The organism is Massilia sp. P2_C2 (assembly GCF_056404615.1).
This window is the reverse complement of record NZ_JBFUDR010000135.1, coordinates 1-16,203: the sequence shown is the minus strand read 5'-3', so window position 1 is coordinate 16,203 and position 16,203 is coordinate 1. Positions and strand designations below refer to the sequence as shown.

At 65.3% G+C, this 16,203-nt stretch carries 17 protein-coding genes; 7 read left to right on the top strand and 10 right to left on the bottom strand.

The genetic code is table 11. The features are described from left to right. Positions 1–79: 79 nt before the first annotated feature. The 6 genes from AC1DYX_RS16605 to rplM all read right to left on the bottom strand — a co-directional run bounded on the left by AC1DYX_RS16605 (position 80) and on the right by rplM (position 3,396). A complete protein-coding gene (locus tag AC1DYX_RS16605; protein ID WP_477260713.1) occupies positions 80–226 on the bottom strand; it encodes a hypothetical protein in 147 nt (48 codons plus the stop codon). An 87-nt stretch (positions 227–313) separates the two neighbouring features. Then, entirely contained in the window at positions 314–685 is a 372-nt protein-coding gene (gene erpA, locus AC1DYX_RS16600; protein ID WP_477260711.1) for an iron-sulfur cluster insertion protein ErpA, read from the bottom strand. A gap of 54 nt (positions 686–739) precedes the next feature. Beyond that, on the bottom strand, positions 740–1,153 hold the full coding sequence (locus AC1DYX_RS16595) for a bactofilin family protein (RefSeq protein ID WP_477260709.1): 414 nt from the start codon (positions 1,151–1,153) through the stop codon (positions 740–742). Positions 1,154–1,293: 140 nt separating this feature from the next. Further along, the gene (argC, locus tag AC1DYX_RS16590) at positions 1,294–2,331 is read right to left on the bottom strand and encodes an N-acetyl-gamma-glutamyl-phosphate reductase (protein WP_477260707.1); all 1,038 of its coding nucleotides are present in this window, start codon (positions 2,329–2,331) and stop codon (positions 1,294–1,296) included. A 230-nt stretch (positions 2,332–2,561) separates the two neighbouring features. Beyond that, complete coding sequence (rpsI, locus tag AC1DYX_RS16585; protein ID WP_028102305.1) at positions 2,562–2,954, bottom strand: 30S ribosomal protein S9; 393 nt, start codon at positions 2,952–2,954, stop codon at positions 2,562–2,564. 13 nt (positions 2,955–2,967) lie between these two features. Further along, positions 2,968–3,396: a 50S ribosomal protein L13 gene (rplM, locus tag AC1DYX_RS16580; RefSeq protein ID WP_477260704.1), complete on the bottom strand. Its 429-nt coding sequence runs from the start codon at positions 3,394–3,396 to the stop codon at positions 2,968–2,970. Positions 3,397–3,688: 292 nt separating this feature from the next. Here rplM and AC1DYX_RS16575 point away from each other — a divergent pair, with 292 nt between their 5' ends. The 4 genes from AC1DYX_RS16575 (at position 3,689) to AC1DYX_RS16560 (ending at position 7,546) form a co-directional block, all read left to right on the top strand. Continuing rightward, on the top strand, positions 3,689–5,122 hold the full coding sequence (locus AC1DYX_RS16575; protein WP_477260702.1) for an alpha/beta hydrolase: 1,434 nt from the start codon (positions 3,689–3,691) through the stop codon (positions 5,120–5,122). Between the two features lie 15 nt (positions 5,123–5,137). Beyond that, entirely contained in the window at positions 5,138–5,872 is a 735-nt protein-coding gene (locus AC1DYX_RS16570) for an ABC transporter ATP-binding protein (protein ID WP_477260700.1), read from the top strand. Continuing rightward, entirely contained in the window at positions 5,869–7,050 is a 1,182-nt protein-coding gene (locus tag AC1DYX_RS16565; RefSeq protein ID WP_477260698.1) for an ABC transporter permease, read from the top strand. The genes AC1DYX_RS16570 and AC1DYX_RS16565 overlap by 4 nt, the downstream gene beginning before the upstream one ends. A 73-nt stretch (positions 7,051–7,123) precedes the next feature. Next, on the top strand, positions 7,124–7,546 hold the full coding sequence (locus AC1DYX_RS16560) for an OsmC family protein (RefSeq protein WP_477260696.1): 423 nt from the start codon (positions 7,124–7,126) through the stop codon (positions 7,544–7,546). A gap of 125 nt (positions 7,547–7,671) precedes the next feature. Here AC1DYX_RS16560 and coq7 read toward each other — a convergent pair whose 3' ends face one another. Both coq7 and AC1DYX_RS16550 read right to left on the bottom strand, forming a co-directional pair. Then, positions 7,672–8,319, bottom strand: coding sequence for a 2-polyprenyl-3-methyl-6-methoxy-1,4-benzoquinone monooxygenase (gene coq7, locus AC1DYX_RS16555; protein WP_477260694.1), 648 nt, complete (start codon positions 8,317–8,319; stop codon positions 7,672–7,674). Positions 8,320–8,356: 37 nt separating this feature from the next. Further along, positions 8,357–8,809 (bottom strand): hypothetical protein, encoded by a 453-nt coding sequence (locus AC1DYX_RS16550; protein WP_477260692.1) that lies wholly within the window; start codon positions 8,807–8,809, stop codon positions 8,357–8,359. A 225-nt stretch (positions 8,810–9,034) separates the two neighbouring features. On the opposite strand from AC1DYX_RS16550, the gene AC1DYX_RS16545 reads away from it, so the two are divergent. The 3 genes from AC1DYX_RS16545 to AC1DYX_RS16535 are packed head-to-tail and all read left to right on the top strand — an operon-like array spanning position 9,035 to position 13,768. Then, positions 9,035–9,928 carry an ABC transporter ATP-binding protein gene (locus AC1DYX_RS16545; protein WP_477260690.1) on the top strand — a complete coding sequence of 298 codons (894 nt, stop codon included), beginning with the start codon at positions 9,035–9,037 and terminating at the stop codon, positions 9,926–9,928. A gap of 3 nt (positions 9,929–9,931) precedes the next feature. Then, positions 9,932–13,516, top strand: a complete 3,585-nt coding sequence (locus AC1DYX_RS16540; RefSeq protein WP_477260688.1) for an ABC transporter permease/M1 family aminopeptidase — start codon at positions 9,932–9,934, stop codon at positions 13,514–13,516. 45 nt (positions 13,517–13,561) lie between these two features. After that, a complete protein-coding gene (locus AC1DYX_RS16535; protein ID WP_477260686.1) occupies positions 13,562–13,768 on the top strand; it encodes an addiction module protein in 207 nt (68 codons plus the stop codon). Positions 13,769–13,861: 93 nt separating this feature from the next. On the opposite strand, the gene AC1DYX_RS16530 is transcribed toward AC1DYX_RS16535, so the two are convergent. Both AC1DYX_RS16530 and AC1DYX_RS16525 read right to left on the bottom strand, forming a co-directional pair. Beyond that, a complete protein-coding gene (locus AC1DYX_RS16530; RefSeq protein WP_477260684.1) occupies positions 13,862–14,062 on the bottom strand; it encodes a hypothetical protein in 201 nt (66 codons plus the stop codon). Between the two features lie 30 nt (positions 14,063–14,092). Continuing rightward, positions 14,093–16,203 (bottom strand): hypothetical protein (locus AC1DYX_RS16525; protein WP_477260682.1); only part of this gene is annotated, 2,111 nt, incomplete at its 5' end.

Below are 16,203 nucleotides of genomic sequence, written 5' to 3'. Positions count from 1 at the left end.
GTGGGCACCCCTGTGCCCACGCGTAACGCCAGCGTGCCGCAAACGTCCGCGTGGGCTCGGGGAGCCCACCCTACCAGTTCTAATCCTTGTGGACGGCGCTCCAGGTCATGTCCGGCAGCGTCACGTCCACCGACATGGGCAGGTCGTCCGCGGCCTGCCCGAACAGCACGCGATAGGTGCCGGCGCGGACGCGCCAGCTGTTGTCCGCGACCTCGTACGTGGCCATCAGGCGCACTTCTGGACCGGTCCGTATGGACGAAAAAAAACCGCCCCGGCATGCCGGAGCGGCTTTGGTATCGATGCAAGAACGGTTTTACGCGGAAAACGACGAACCGCAGCCGCAGGTCGAGGTGGCGTTCGGGTTCTTGATGACGAACTGGGCCCCTTCGAGGTCGTCCTTGTAGTCGATTTCGGCACCGACCAGGTACTGGTAGCTCATCGAGTCGATCAGCAGGGTGACGCCATTCTTTTCCATCGAGGTGTCGTCTTCGTTCACGATCTCGTCGAAGGTGAAGCCGTACTGGAAGCCCGAGCAACCGCCGCCCTGCACGAACACGCGCAGTTTCAGGTCGGGATTGCCTTCTTCCTCGATCAGTTGGGCAACCTTCTGGGCAGCGCTGTCGGTGAAATTGATGGGCGCGGGGATCGTGTCTTGTGCGTTTTGCACTTCGGCGACTGCATTCATGGATAAACTCCTGATTGGATTCGGATTTCGTCCATTATAGACCGTTGGCGCCAGTCATGCTGAAGCCCCTTCGGCCGCGATACCAAGATGAAACACCGGCTCGGCGGCCGTCGCGAGGTCGGGCTGGTGGGTCAGTTTGCCCGTCACGAGAGCGCCGCCGTGCATTTCCAGCAGGCGGTAATGGACATCCCCATGTATGCGGCCTTTCGGTTGCAATTCAAGGAGCTCCGAGGAAAAAACCGTTCCCGCGATATAACCGTTGACGACGAGATTGGCGCAGCGCACCTCGCCTTCGATGCGCGCGTGTTCGGAAATGATCAGCACGCTCTCGTTGCCATCGCCGGCGATCACGTTGCCGTGCACCTCGCCGTCGATGCGCAGGCCACCGGTGAACACGAGATCCCCTTCGATGCGTGCGGAAATGCCGATCAGGCTATCGATTTCGCTTTTTGCGTTACGACCGAACATGATTGTCCCCTGTGCTTGAACGTGTGCGACGTGACTCTATCCAAAGGTCAATGTACCGTCGCCCACACTTGCCACCTTGATCTGTGTCTTGTGACCAAGCTTGCCAGGAGCGAGCGGCCCGGGGCGGGCCGCTCCAGCGCTTACGGCAGCAGCGCGATCTGCTTCAGGCCCATGCTTTCCGGCAGGCCGAACATCAGGTTCATGCACTGCACGGCCTGGCCGGACGCGCCCTTGACCAGGTTGTCCTGCACGACGAGGATGACGACCGTGTTGCCGTTGTCCGGACGGTGCAGCGCGATGCGCAGCATGTTCGAACCGCGCGTCGAGCGGGTTTCCGGATGCGAGCCGAACGGCATGACGTCGACGAATTCCGCGTCCTTGTACTGCTCTTCGAACAGCGCCTGCAGGGCTTCGTTCGTGATGTCCTGCGTGAGGCGCGCGTAGAGGGTCGAATGCATGCCGCGGATCATCGGCACGAGGTGCGGCGTGAAGATCAGGCCGACCTTCTGGTCGGTGTAGCGCTGCAGCTGGGCCGACGTCTCCGGCGTGTGACGGTGGCCGTGCACGCCATAGGCCTTGAAATTGTCGCTCGCTTCCGAGAACAGCGTGCCGATCTCGGCCTTGCGGCCCGCACCCGACACGCCCGACTTGCTGTCGGCGATCAGGTTGCCGGCATCGACGATGCCCGCCTTCAGCAGCGGATAAAAGCCCAGCTGCATCGTGGTCGGGTAGCAGCCCGGGTTGGCGATCAGGCGCGCCTTCCTGATGTCTTCACGGTTCAGTTCGGGCAGGCCATACACGGCCTCTTCCAGCAGCTCGGGCGCGCTGTGCGGCATCTTGTACCACTTTTCGAACGTGACGGGATCCTTCAGGCGGAAATCCGCGGCCAGGTCGATCACCTTGACGCCGGCGGCGATCAGCTCGGGCGCCTGGGCCATGGCGACGCCGTGCGGAGTCGCAAAGAACACGACGTCGCACTGCTTCAGGTCGGCCTTGTCCGGGCTCGAGAACGCGATGTCGACGTGGCCGCGCAGCGAGGGAAACATATCGGCGACGGGCAGGCCGTCTTCCTTGCGCGAAGTGATGGCGGTCAGCTGCGCCTCGGGGTGGGCGGCGAGCAGGCGCAGCAGCTCCACGCCCGTGTATCCGGTGCCGCCAACGATGCCAACTTTGATCATGTCTGTTTCCCCTCAATAAATGAATGCGATTCCGTACGAGCCCGCAATTTTAGCAGGCTGCTACGTCACGTGCTGCATCGAACCATTCGGGGTCAGAGCACATTATTTCGAAAATCCGGTGTCAAAACGCAAAAAGTGCTCTGACCCCGAATTCAGAAACAAAAAAGCCGCCGGCTGTGCAGCGGGCGGCTTTTTGTCTGGCAGCAGCGCACGGAGCGCTGCAGATCCAATTAACGCTTCGAGAATTGCTTTGCGCGACGTGCTTTGCGCAGACCAACTTTCTTACGCTCGACTTCACGGGCGTCACGGGTGACGAAACCGGCACGTGCCAGGTCGCCCTTCAGGCCTGCGTCGTAGTCGATCAGTGCACGGGTGATGCCGTGGCGCACTGCACCTGCCTGGCCGGACTCGCCGCCGCCATGCACGTTGACTTTGATGTCGAAACGCTCGACGTTGCCGGTCAGTTCCAGAGGTTGACGGATGACCATCAGGCCGGTTTCGCGCGAGAAGTATTCGGCGGCCGGTTTGCCGTTCACGATGATCTGGCCGGTGCCAGCCTTGATGAACACACGGGCCACTGCACTCTTGCGACGGCCGGTGCCGTAGTTGTAGTTACCGATCATGTCAGGTCCTTACTTAGATTTCGAGTGCTTTGGGTTGCTGGGCAGCGTGCGGGTGGGTGGCTTCCGCATACACTTTCAGCTTCTTGATCATTGCGTAGCCCAGCGGGCCCTTCGGCAGCATGCCTTTGACAGCTTTTTCCAGGGCACGGCCCGGGAAGCGCTGTTGCATTTTCAGGAAGTTGGTTTCGTAGATACCGCCCGGGTAGCCCGAGTGACGGTAGTATTTCTTGTCGTTGGCTTTGGTGCCGGTCACGCGCAGTTTGCCTGCGTTGAYGAYGACGATGAAATCACCGGTATCGACGTGAGGGGTAAATTCCGGCTTGTGCTTGCCGCGCAGTCGGAGTGCCACTTCGCTGGCAACACGTCCGAGGACTTTGTCCGTCGCGTCAATCACGTACCAATCGCGCTGGACTTCATGGCCCTTAGCGGAAAAAGTTTTCATGTTGACTTCCTATTTGGAATTAATTAATGCTCGAATGGTGGTTCCGCGGGCGTTGTTACTTCGCGGACTCTGCCTTATTGTCTTTTCCCGAGCAAATGGAAAGCCCACGATCATAGCCGATTCCGCACACCACCGTCAAGCCAGCCATTGTGCGGCACGAAGATGAGGCAACGCAATTCCCACAGGAATCGCCGGGCCTAGACTCGCACGAAGGATCATGCAATTTTGCAACTTTTCCATTGACCGAGAAAAAGAGCGCAAATAGTATGGCCTGCATCGAAGAGGAGACCGCGTGAAATCGATTCTGTTCCTGGGCGCCCTGCTCACGGGCGCCCTGTCGGCCGCCCCCCTGCCGGCCGCCGCCGTCACGCCCGCCGCGCAGCCGCGCAGCTGCCACCTGCCCGGCGTCGAGGACGCCCTGCGCTGCCTGACCCTGCCCGTCCCGCTCGAACCCGGCAAGCCGGCCACCCTGAACCTGCACGTGACGGTCGCCCCCGCGCTGCGCCAGGGTGCGCGCCCCGATCCGCTGTTCGTGCTGGCCGGCGGCCCCGGCGAGGCGGGCAGYGACGTGCTGCCCCTGCTGTCCACCGCGTTCAGGCGCGTGCGCGCCACGCGCGACATCGTGTTCATCGACCAGCGCGGCACGGGGCTCTCCGGCAAGCTCGAATGCCCGTCCGACGTCGACGAGGATGCGAAGCTCAGCGACGCCGACGTCGACGCCGCCCTGCGCCGCTGCATCGCCGCCAGCCGCGTACCGTTCGCCGCCTACACGACGGCCGCGGCCGCGCGCGACATCGAGGCCGTGCGCCGCGCGCTCGGCTACCAGCAGATCAACCTGTGGGGCGGCTCGTACGGCACGCGCCTGGCGCAGACTTATGCCCGTGCCTATCCCGCCGGCGTGCGCACGCTGGTGCTGGACGCGGTGGCCGCCCCCGACCAGGTGATCCCGGCCGGCGGCCGCGACGGCCAGGCCGCGCTCGACCAGCTGTTCGCCCAGTGCGCACAGGACGCCGCCTGCGCCCGTGCCTACCCGAACCTGAAGGGCGAATTCACGGCCCTCGTCGGCCGGCTCGATACGTCCCCGCTGAAACTGAGCCTGCCCGACCCGCGCACCGCGCGCCAGGTCGACATCACGATGACGAGCGAGCGCCTGCTCGACACCGTGCGCAACATGTTGTACGCGCCGGCCGACGCGCGCCGCCTGCCCTTCCTCGTGCACAGCGCCACCGAGGGGCGCTGGCAGCCGTTCGTCGCGCGCCGCAACCTGGCCGCCGACTTTTCGCCCGACGGCTCGCCGGCCACCCTGCTGCACCTGGCCGTCATCTGCGCCGAGGACATGCCGCGCTTCACGCCCGCGCTGGCGCGCGCGGACGCGAGCCCGCTGACGCGCACCCTGGCCGATCGCATGCGCGGACTGTGCCGCGCGATGAACGTGCCGCCCGTGCCCGACGCGCCACCTGCGCGGATTGCCGCCCCGGTGCTGCTGCTGTCCGGCGCGCAGGATCCCGTCACGCCGCCGCGCCGCGCCCGCGCAGCCGCGACATACATGGACCACGCCCAGCTGCTGACGGCGCCCAACGTCGGCCACGGCGTGTCGCAACTGGGCTGCGCGCCGCGCCTGCTACGCGCCTTCCTCGACCAGCCAACCGTAAAAATCGACGGCGCCTGCCTGAACGAGATCCCGGCCCCGACCTTCCAGCTCGGCAGCGCCGGGCCGCAACCGTAACGAACCGCCCACACCATGATCGAAGCACACGAAGTCCGCAAACAGTTCGGCGCCGTGCAGGCGCTGGGAGGCGTCAGCTTCACGGCGCACGACGGCCACATCACCGCCCTGCTCGGCCCCAACGGCGCCGGCAAGACCACGCTGCTGCGCACCCTCGTCGGCATGCTGAAACGCGACCACGGCACCATCGCCATCGACGGCATCGACCCGGAGCGCGATCCGCTCGCCGTGCGCGCCAACATCGGCTTCCTGACCGACCAGTTCGGGCTGTACGAGCGCCTGTCCACGCGCGAGTACCTGACGTATTTCGGGGAGCTGAACGGCATGGCGGGCAATGGCCTGCGCCAGCGCATCGACGAGGTGTCGGAGATGCTCGCGATGGACGACATCCTGGAACGCCGCAGCAAGGGCTTTTCGCAGGGCCAGCGCATCAAGGTGGCCCTCGCGCGCGCGCTGCTGCACCGCCCGCGCCACCTGCTGCTGGACGAACCCACGCGCGGCCTGGACGTGATGAGCACGCGCGCCGTGCGCCAGGCGCTGTCCGCGCTGCGCGAACAGGGCTGCTGCGTCGTAATGGCCACGCACGTGATGCAGGAGGTGAGCCATTTGTGCGACGACGTGATCGTCATCGCCAAGGGCCATACGGTGGCCCAGGGCACGCCGGAAGACCTGTGCCGGCGCACCGGCATCGCCAACCTGGAAGACGCCTTCGTGCGCCTGGTCGGCACCGATGAGGGGATCGAAGCATGACATCGAAATTCCTGGTCGTGTTCAAGAAAGAGCTGCGCGAATCGCTGCGCGACAAGCGCTCGCTCGGCCTGCTGGCACTGTTCACGCTGATGTACCCGCTGCTGCTGGGCGTCCTGCTGCACCAGTGGATCGACCGCGCGACGCGGCCGGAACGCGAGGGCATCGTGCTGGCCGTGATCGGCGGCGCCCAGGCGCCCACGCTGATGGCCCAGCTGAAGCAGAAGAACATCACCGTGCACGACACGCCGCCGCTCGACGAAACCGCCATCGGCGACCTGCTGCGCACGCACAAGGCCGCCGCCGTGCTGCGCCTGCCCGGCAAGTACGCGGCCGATTACGCGGCGATGCGGCCGGCCCGCATCGAGCTGTGGTACGACTCGTCGACGGAACAGGACGGCCGGCGCGACGTCGAGGACGTGCTGAACGCCTACGGTGCCAACATCGCCGGCGCGCGCCTGCTGGCGCACGGGGTGTCGCCGGCGGCGCTGTCGCCCGTGCAGGTGCAGCGCTACGACACGGGCACGACGGCCGCGCGTTCGGCCGGCATCATCGGCGGCATCCTCGGCTTCCTGTTCTTCCCCGCGTTCATCTGCGGGCTGTCGGCGGCCGTCGATTCCACGGCGGGCGAACGCGAGCGGCGCTCGCTGGAGGTGCTGATGGCGCAGCCCGTGCGCACGTGGGAACTCGTCGCGGGCAAGTGGCTGGCCGCGGCCCTGCTCGCCATCGTCGGCATCACGCTGGAACTGATGCTGGCGCATGCGATCCTGTCGTGGATGCCGCTGGAGGAAATCGGCATGTCCTGGCGCGTGGGCTGGGGCCGGCTGCTGCTCGTGTGCCTGGCCTCGGTGCCGCTGTCGCTGTTCGCGGCCGGCATGCAGATCGCGGTGGCGATGAACGCGCGCTCGTTCAAGGAAGCGCAGAGCGTGCTGTCGATCGTGATGCTGGTGCCGATGCTGCCGGGGCTCGCCGTKTCGATGCTTGATCTCAAGACGGCGTCGTGGATGTACCTCGTGCCGATGCTGTCGAACCAGACCCTGCTGCGCGAGACGGCCAAGGGCGGCGACATCGGCCTGCTGCCGTTCGTGCTGACCTTCGTGTGCTCCGCCCTGGCGGCCTGGGCGGCCGTCGCCTTTGCCGCCTGGCGCATGAAGAGCGAGCGCTACGTGCTAGCCGTTTGAGGCTTTGCCAGCACGGTACGCCGCGCTGACTTAGAATGGATGCCCTCGTTCACACACTCAAGCGGAGAATTCGATGGAAGTCAAAGTCAGCTGGAACGGACCGTCCGGGATGAGCTTCCGGGCCGAGACCGGCTCCGGCCACCTGGTCAGCATGGATGGCGCCCCCGAGGGCGGTGGCCATAACCTGGCGCCGCGTCCGATGGAAATGGTGCTGCTGGGCACCGGCGGCTGCACCGCCTACGACGTCGTACTGATCCTCAAGCGCAGCCGCGAGGACGTGCGCGGCTGCGACGTCACCCTGAAGGCCGAGCGCGCCGAGACGGATCCGAAGGTGTTCACCAGGATCCACTTCCACTTCATCGTCACGGGCCGCAACCTGAAGCAGGCGACGGTCGAACGCGCGGTCAACCTGTCGCACGACAAATACTGCTCGGCGTCGATCATGCTGGCCAAGACGGCCGAGATCACGCATTCATTTGAAATTGTAGAAGCATAAACCGTAGGGTGGGCACCCCTGTGCCCACGCGTAACGTTCGCGTCACGCCGGGCGAAACGTTCGCGTCACGCCGGCGTAACGCGTGGGCACGGGGTTCCCACCCTACGTATCACGATGCCGACACATCAGATGTAATACGCCGTCGTGGTCATCACCTTGGCCATGGCGCGCATCGCCGCCCTGACGGGCAATGGCATCTCGGCCGCGCCCATGGCCTCGGCCTTGGCGCCGTGTTCGATCTCATCGTCGCGCATCCGGGTGACGATGGCGCGCGATTTCGCGTCCTGCGGCGGCAGCTGGTCGAGGTGGCTGTTCAAGTGCGCCTCCACCTGGCGTTCCGTCTCGACGACAAAGCCGAGGCTCACGGCGTCGCCCAGGCGCGACGCCGCCAATCCCAGCGCATAGGCACCGGCATACCACAGCGGATTCAGCAGGCTCGGCTGGGAACCCAGCTCGGCCAGGCGCTCGGCCGTCCAGGCCAGGTGGTCTTCTTCCTCGCGTCCGGATTGTTCCATCTGCGTGCGCATGGCCTGCGTGGACGCGCGCCGGCCCTGGGCATCGTACAAGGCCTGGGCGCACACTTCGCCCACGTGGTTCACGCGCATCAGGCCGGCGCTATGGCGCTGTTCCTGGGCGTTCAGCTCGCAGTCCGGCGCCGAGGTGCCGGGATTCGGACGCGCGGCCTTCGCCACGCCACCCACCACGCGCAAGGCCTTGTCGAAGCCGACGATCAGGTGGTCGAGGGGATTGATGGTGCGGGTTGCGGTAGACATGGATTGCCTTATTCAGCTTGTTGTTCGATAAGCAGAATTATATGCCCTCCGCCGCCGCCCCTCCTTCACGTGCCTTCTGAGCAAGCTTCTGCGCTTCCAGCCAGTCGAGCACCGGCCCCGCCACCTCCAGCTTCGAGATGTCTTTCGCCACGCCCAGGTTCAGTTCCAGCAGGAAGGGAATCGAATCCGGCGGCACATCGGCGCACGTCGCCGTAAAAGCCGCCATGAAACGCCCGGACTGCACCACCGGCAAGACGTTTTTCCCGCTCATGAATTGCAGGATACTCGTGATCGTGTGGCCGCCGCCGATGGTGTGGTAGATGAAGCGGTTCCAGTCGCGGTCCACGGTCTTGAAATCGATGGTTTCCTTGGTCATCAGCCCGGCCAGGTAGTACAGGCCGACGGCCACGCGGAACCAGTCCGTCGACTCGGCGCGCGTCCGGCCCTGGCGGGTGACGACCAGGATCTTGTCCTTGATGAGGGTGTCCATGCGGTCATTATGCCGGTTTTTCCTGCTCCGTCATCATCGGCAATGTTGCCAAAGTAGACAGAACCCGTTCCGCGACGTATGCTGGCCTGCGTCCTGCTCCCGCTTTTCTGCACTCTGGACTGGTGAACATGCCGTGTGTCGCACGGCTGCTGCCGCGTCAGCTCCTTTTTAATACAATGCAACAGTCATGAAATACGTGCATTGTCACGCGCAACGGGAGTACCCATGGAATTACAAATCCGCAACATGTCCAAGACCTATACGAATGGCGTGGTCGCACTGGACAAGGTGTCGCTGAGCATCCCGCCCGGGATGTTCGGCCTGCTGGGCCCCAACGGCGCCGGCAAATCGACCCTGATGCGGATCCTCGCCACCTTGCAGGAATGCGACAGCGGCTCCGTCTTCCTGGACGACATCGACGTGCTCGACGAAAAGGACGAGGTGCGCCGCCTGCTCGGCTATCTGCCGCAGGATTTCGGCGTGTACCCGAAGGTCACCGCGTACGAACTGCTCGACCATTTCGCCCAACTGAAGGGACTGGCGCAGCGCCAGCGCCGGCGTGAAGTCGTCGACGCCCTGCTGCAGCAGACCAATCTGTTCGAGGTGCGCAACCAGAAACTGGGCACGTTTTCGGGCGGCATGCGCCAGCGCTTCGGCATCGCCCAGGCCCTGCTCGGCGACCCGCAGCTGATCATCGTCGACGAGCCGACGGCCGGCCTCGACCCGCAGGAACGGGTGCGCTTCCACAACCTGTTGTCCGACATCGGCGAGGACAAGACCGTCATCCTGTCCACGCACATCGTGTCCGACGTGGCCGACCTGTGCGCCCACATGGCGATCATCAACAAGGGCCACGTGCTGCTGTGCGGCGAACCGGCCCGCCTCATCGAGGGCATCGAAGGCAAGATCTGGGCGCGCGTGGTGAACAAGCAGGACCTGCCCGCCTTCCAGAAACGCCACACCGTCATCTCCACGCGCCTGCTCGCGGGCCGCACCTTGATCCACGTATATGCCGACCGCTATCCGGGCGACGACTTCGAGCCGATCCATCCCACGCTGGACGACGTCTATTTCGCCACCATCGCCGGCCGCCACAACGACCTCGCGGGGAATTGCTGATTCATGGGTGCGCTCCTCGCCATCGCCGGTTTCGAGGCCCGGCAGCGCCTGAAGCTGCTGTCGACCTGGGTGTACTTCTTCGCGTTCTTCGCCCTGGCCCTGCTGTGGATGGCCGCCGCTGGCGGCGTGTTCAAGGAGGCCTTCGTCTCGTTCGGCGGCCGCGTCCTGATCAACGCGCCGCGCCAGGTCGCGCTGAGCAGCGCCTTCCTCGGCTGCCTCGGCATCATCGTCGTGGCCGCGATGATGGGGCGTTCGGTGCAGCAGGACTTCGAATACGAGATGCACCACTTCTTCTTCAGCGCCCCGATCCCGAAGTATGCCTACGTGTTCGGCCGCTTCCTCGGCGCGTTGGCGACGCTGGCCGTCGTGTTCTCGGCCATCCTGCTCGGCACCCTGCTGGGGACCGTCCTGCCCGGCATCGACCACGCCCGCGTCGGGCCCTATTCCGTGGCGGGCTACCTGCTGCCCTACTTCCACACGCTGCTGCCCAACCTGTTCATCTTCGGCGCCATCTTTTTCGCGCTCGCGGCGCTCACGCGGCGCATGCTGGCCGTATACGTCGCCAGCGTCGTCATGCTGATCGGTTACATCGTCGCGCCGTCGCTGGCGCGCGACCTCGATTACAAGACGCTCGCGGCGCTGATCGACCCGTTCGGCACCACGGCGCTGATCCGCCTCACCGAATACTGGAGCCTCACGGAACGCAACACGCTGCAGGTGCCGTTCGCCGGCGTGTTCCTCGTCAACCGCGCGATCTGGTCGGCATTCTCGCTCGTCGTGCTGCTGCTCGGCTACTGGCGCTTCAGCTTCGTGGCCACGCCCGCCGGGCGGCGCGGCCAGGCCCGGACCGACGAGCAGGCGGCGCCGGAGGGCGCGCAGCAGACCGCGTCCGCCATGCACGAGACGCCCGACTTCGCCGCGCGCAGCCTCGCCGTGCTGCTGGCGAAATCGACCTGGCTCGCGTTCCGGGAATCCGTCAAGAATATCTACTTCGCCGTGATCGTCCTGGCCGGCATGCTGACCCTCGTCGTCAGCTCGCTCGACCTGGGCGCGATCTACGGCACGAAGACGTATCCCGTCACCTACATGATGCTGGAGCTGATCCGCGACGTGTTCGCGCCGTTCGTGCTGGTCGTCACGACGTTCTATGCGGGCGAGATGGTGTGGCGCGAACGCGAGGCCCGCATGGCCCAGATGATGGATGCGCTGCCCGTGCCGGGCTGGCTGCCGCTGGCGGCCAAGACCATCGCACTCGTCGGCCTGCAAGTCCTGCTGCTGCTGGCCGCCATGCTGTGCGGGATGGGCATCCAGCTGGCGCACGGCTACCTGACGCTGGAACCGGGCCTGTACCTGTCCACGCTGTTCGGCATCCTGCTGCCCCGCTACGTGCTGCTGGCCGTGCTGGCGATGGCGGCCCAGGCCATCCTGAACCACAAATACCTCGCCTACTTCGCGCTGGTGACGTATTACGTGGCCACCTTGTTCCTCGGCGGCTTCGGCCTCGACCACCCGATGCTCGTGTACGGCGCGCTGCCGGACGTGACGTATTCCGCCATGAACGGCTACGGCCATTTCCTGGCCCTGCAGCGCACCTTGCAGGTCTACTGGGGCGGCGCGGCCATCATCCTGTTCACGATCGCCCTGGTCCTGTGGCCGCGCGGCGTGAGCGACAGCTTCGCCGAACGCCTGCGTCTGGCGCGCGCGCGCCTGACACCAGGCGTACTGGGTGGGTTCGCGGCCGGCATCCTGATCTTCGCCGCCAGCGCCGGTCTGCTGTGGTACAACCTCGTGCATCTGGGCGCTTACCAGACCGCCTGGCACAAGGAACAGGTGCGCGCCGACTACGAGCTGCGCTACAAGCGCTTTGCGAAGCTGCCGCAGCCGCGCGTGACGGACGTCGGCCTGCAGGTCGACATCCATCCCGTCGCACGCACGCTGAAGGTGCACGGCTTCTACCAGCTGGAAAACCGGACGGGCGCCACTGTCCGCGACGTCGTCCTGTTCCAGAAGCCCGGGCCAAGCTTCCGTCCGCGCTTCGCGGGCGGCGCCCGCCTGCTGCGCGCCGATGCGGAACACGGCTTTTATCACTACCTGCTGGCAGCGCCGCTGCAGCCGGGCGCGCGCACGGCACTGGAATTCGACCTGCTCGACGCTCCGGGCGGCGTATTGGGCCTGGGCCGCGACACGGCCGTCGTCGGCAACGGCACCTTCTTCAGCAACGAATCGCTGCCGCACGTCGGCTACCAACCGAGGTATGAGCTGGACGACAACCGCGACCGCAAGCGTCATGGTCTCGCACCGAAGGAACGCATGGCCGCGCGCGACAACGAAGCGGCGCGCGCAAACAGCTACCTCGCCAACGACGCCGACTGGATCCGCTTCGACGCCGTCGTCAGCACGAGCCCCGACCAGACGGTGGTCGCGCCGGGCACGCTGGAGCAGGAATGGATGAGCGGCGGCCGGCGCTGGTTCCACTACAAGGCGGACAAGCCGATGCTGAACTTCTACACGTTCCAGTCGGCCCGCTACGAAGTGCGCCACGACCGCTGGCAGGACGTGACAATCGACGTGTACTACACCCCCGCCCACGATTTCAATGTCGACCGCATGATCCGCGGCGCCAAGGCGGCCCTCGCCTACGGCTCGACGCATTTCGGCCCGTACCAGAACCGCGAGCTGCGCATCGCTGAATTCCCACGCTACGCATCGTTCGCACAGGCGGCGCCGGGCACGATCCCGTTCTCGGAAAGTGCCGGCTTCATCGCGAAGGTGAATCCGGAATCGCGCAAGGACATCGACTACCCGTACTACATCAGCGCGCACGAGGTGGGGCACCAGTGGTGGGCGCACCAGGTGATCGGCGCCGACAGCCGCGGCGCAACCGTGCTGTCGGAAAGCCTGGCCGAATACACGGCCCTGATGACGATGAAGAACACGCTCGGCTCCAGCAAGATGCGGCGCTTCCTGCGCTACGACCTGGAGGAATACCTGATGGGCCGCGCCCGCGAGAACAACCGGGAACTGCCGCTGGCGCAGAACGAGAACCAGAGCTACATCCACTACCACAAGGGCAGCCTCGCGATGTACCTGCTGCAGGACATGATAGGAGAAGATGCGGTCAATGGCGTGCTGCATGGCCTGGTCGCGCAGTACGCGTTCCAGGGCCCGCCCTACCCCACCGTGGCGACGCTGGTCGAGCGCCTGCGCGGCATCACGCCACCCGACAAGGCCTATCTGATCGACGACCTGTTCGAGTCGATCGTCCTGTATGACAACCACGCCGACAGCGCAACGGCGCGGCGCCGGCCGGACGGCAGATACGAGGTCGAGATCCGTGCCACGGCCGGCAAGGTGCGCGCCGGCGAGCAGGGCGAGGAAAGAGCCCAGCCGTTGCACGACGCCATCGAATTCGGCGTCGACGACCAGGACGGCAACCCGCTCGCGCGCGAACGCCGGCTCGTGACGCAGGCCGACCAGCGGGTCGTGCTGGTGGTCGATGGACGCCCCGCGCGCGCCGGTATCGACCCTGACAACAAGCTGATTGACCGGAAGCCAACAGATAATCTGCAGCCTGTCGACATACCATAAACTTCACGTTATCATCAGGTCACAAAACCCTGCTAGGAGATCCCTATGCTGAACGTCGCCGAGCTCGCTGCCGAGATCCAGCAACTGTCCGCCCATGACAGACATGAGCTGATGCGCCTCCTGATGGTGGACAGTGACGATGGCGACCAGGACGCCGACGAAGCCTGGCGCAACGAGATCGTGCGCCGCGTGAAGGCGATCCGCAATGGCGAGGCCGCCATCCGCGCCCTGCAGGACGACTGGCGCGAATAAGCGCCCGCCGACGGCACACGACGACCATAAAAAAACCGCGATACCGGAAGGATCGCGGTTTTTTCGTACCGGCGGCTAGGTGATCACCGGCTGCTATCGAGAAGGTGCACACAAGTGCTCACCCATCTCTTCCTGCCCCGAGCCGTCCTGCTGACCGTACTCGTTCCTGACAGGCGTTACTTTCCCGCCTCCCGCCGGTCCAGCGCCGGCGGCAGTGCCCGGCGTTACCGCCTGGCTCGCCACGGGTAGCGCCGTTCGCGCCGCGTTGGCGCCGGTGGCGAGCCCGATTCCCATCGTGCTTTCCATGATCACGATTAGACGCGTCTACTCACATTTGGTTCCACTAGAGTCAAGCTCCTTCAGGCACAGGCCAAGGAAGGCTTCGTTACTGAAGCCGACAAAGCCACTGTTGACGATGGTGCGGTCGCTCGCGCCCAATCGGACCGTGTAGCCGCACTTAGGCATGCCACTGGTGTCGAGCCGCCAGATGCCCGACTCGCCCGTGGTCGGCACCGTTGGCCAGGTACGCGGATTGGGCACCGGTGTCGTGAACACCCCGCCCAGCGGCGGCTGCACCGACAAGGCCAGCGCGCCGAAGTGCTCGTCCGTGACCTGGTAGGTGCCTTCGATGATGTCGCCGATCACGAAGTCGCCGCAGGTGCCGCTGCCGGACGTGATCTTGAAGCTGCCGGCCGGAATGACCGGCGCCGCATTGTCCAGCCGCACCGTGATGATGTTGCTGAAGTAGGTCACGTTGGCGGCATCCTTCGCTTCGATGCGGATGGTCCAGGTGCCGGTCTTGCCGGCCGTCTGCCAGCGCGCCAGCACGTTGCCGGCCACGAAGATCTCGGCATTGCCCGGCCCGCCAGTCAAGTCTTCGCGGTAGGTGTAATAGCCGTTGATGTCGGCCGTCTGCGTCAAGCCCGGCAGGAAGCTCCAGACCCCGTCGAGCAGCTGGGTGGGCGCGATCGGGAAGGCATTGTTGACCACCTGGTCGCCGCTRCCGTCGTTGACGATCACGCGGTAGCGGAGCGCTGCCGCACCGGCGCTGATGTCGGTCGGATTGGCCAGGTGCCCGGTGATGACGACCTCGCCGCCGAACGGACTCTGCTTGGCCGTGAAGCCGGCCAGCTGGGCCGGCCCGTTGGCGTAGCCGGCGCCGTCGATGTCCGTCACTGCCATGCTGCCCACCGTCTCGATGACGGGCGGATGGCCCGATACGTTGCGGCCCGGCTTGATGTGAATGAGCGTCTCCTCGCGGTTGCCCCAAACCGGCACGAAGTTCGGGTTGCCCGGCGGCGCAGGCACCTGCCACGACAGGATCGCGCGGATCGGCACGACCACCGCGCCGCCTTGGCAAGGCCGGCGGTACTGATCCAGGTTCACCGGCAGGAACACTGAATATTCCAGGCCCTCGCGCGGAATCGGATCGTAGTCGTGCACATTGACCGAGGTCGTACCGAGGAAGGTTTCGAAGCTGCCGTTGCCGTCGAAGTCGCCCCAGAAGCTGACGTACTCGCGGCTGCCCGCCGTGCACGGCCCAMCCGAATAGCCATTCGGCAACTTGACCCGGACGACGCCGACCAGCGCATTCTGGTTCGGATTCAGGCCCACGCATTCAAGCTCTTCGAAACTGGTGTTGCCGTCGGTTGGAAACAACTGCCCGATGACGGCCGCCAAATCGATGCCCAGCCCCGGCAGCACACCGGCGAAGTCGGGCGCCATCAGCGCGTCGGTCAGCGCCGGCTGGCTGACCAGCTGCTGCAGTTCGGCCAGCGCATAGCGATGCGGTGGCACGTCCTTTCCTTTGTACAGCACCTGCAGCGCGGCCGCGTCCAGTAGCGCCGGCTGCGCCAGCGGCACCGGCTGCGCCGGGTCGATCACTTGCCCGAGTGCCGGAGGCAATTTGATCTGGGCAGCCTGCAGCAGTTCATCGACCAGGATGAATCGGCGCGGGTCGATCTGGATATGCGTGTTGTGGATGTCGCCCCAGACCGGCCTGAACGCCGGCGTGTTCGGCGGCGGCGGCACGTTCCACGACAGGATCGCGCGCACCAGGTAAAAGTTTTCGATGAAGCAGAATTTTTTCGACGGATTGATCTGCAAGGTCACCGCGTATTCGAGCCGGCGCGGGCCGATCGTGCCGGCCGGAATATCGACAGCGATAAAGCTGGTCAGGCCCGCATCCTGCCAGCTCGCGCCATTGTCGCCCGAGAGGTAGAAGCGCACGTATTCCGGCGTGCCGGGTCCGCACACGCCGCCGCCGTAACCGGCCGGCTGGTTGACGAAGACCACCGCGTCGAGTCGGTTGAACTGGGGCTGGAAGCCGACGCAGCCGATCTCCTCGTAGGTTTTGTTGAGCGCGATGTTGAGCACGGCGGGCAACTTGCTGCCCTCGATGTTGCCGAAGTAATTCGGGTTGGCCAGCACCAGGG

Coding starts and splice junctions, on each gene's coding strand:
- AC1DYX_RS16605 (WP_477260713.1), bottom strand. CDS start 226: ATGGCCACGTACGAGGTCGCGGACAACAGCTGGCGCGTCCGCGCCGGC.
- erpA (WP_477260711.1), bottom strand. CDS start 685: ATGAATGCAGTCGCCGAAGTGCAAAACGCACAAGACACGATCCCCGCG.
- AC1DYX_RS16595 (WP_477260709.1), bottom strand. CDS start 1,153: ATGTTCGGTCGTAACGCAAAAAGCGAAATCGATAGCCTGATCGGCATT.
- argC (WP_477260707.1), bottom strand. CDS start 2,331: ATGATCAAAGTTGGCATCGTTGGCGGCACCGGATACACGGGCGTGGAG.
- rpsI (WP_028102305.1), bottom strand. CDS start 2,954: ATGATCGGTAACTACAACTACGGCACCGGCCGTCGCAAGAGTGCAGTG.
- AC1DYX_RS16570 (WP_477260700.1), top strand. CDS start 5,138: ATGATCGAAGCACACGAAGTCCGCAAACAGTTCGGCGCCGTGCAGGCG.
- AC1DYX_RS16560 (WP_477260696.1), top strand. CDS start 7,124: ATGGAAGTCAAAGTCAGCTGGAACGGACCGTCCGGGATGAGCTTCCGG.
- coq7 (WP_477260694.1), bottom strand. CDS start 8,319: ATGTCTACCGCAACCCGCACCATCAATCCCCTCGACCACCTGATCGTC.
- AC1DYX_RS16550 (WP_477260692.1), bottom strand. CDS start 8,809: ATGGACACCCTCATCAAGGACAAGATCCTGGTCGTCACCCGCCAGGGC.
- AC1DYX_RS16545 (WP_477260690.1), top strand. CDS start 9,035: ATGGAATTACAAATCCGCAACATGTCCAAGACCTATACGAATGGCGTG.
- AC1DYX_RS16540 (WP_477260688.1), top strand. CDS start 9,932: ATGGGTGCGCTCCTCGCCATCGCCGGTTTCGAGGCCCGGCAGCGCCTG.
- AC1DYX_RS16535 (WP_477260686.1), top strand. CDS start 13,562: ATGCTGAACGTCGCCGAGCTCGCTGCCGAGATCCAGCAACTGTCCGCC.
- AC1DYX_RS16530 (WP_477260684.1), bottom strand. CDS start 14,062: ATGGGAATCGGGCTCGCCACCGGCGCCAACGCGGCGCGAACGGCGCTA.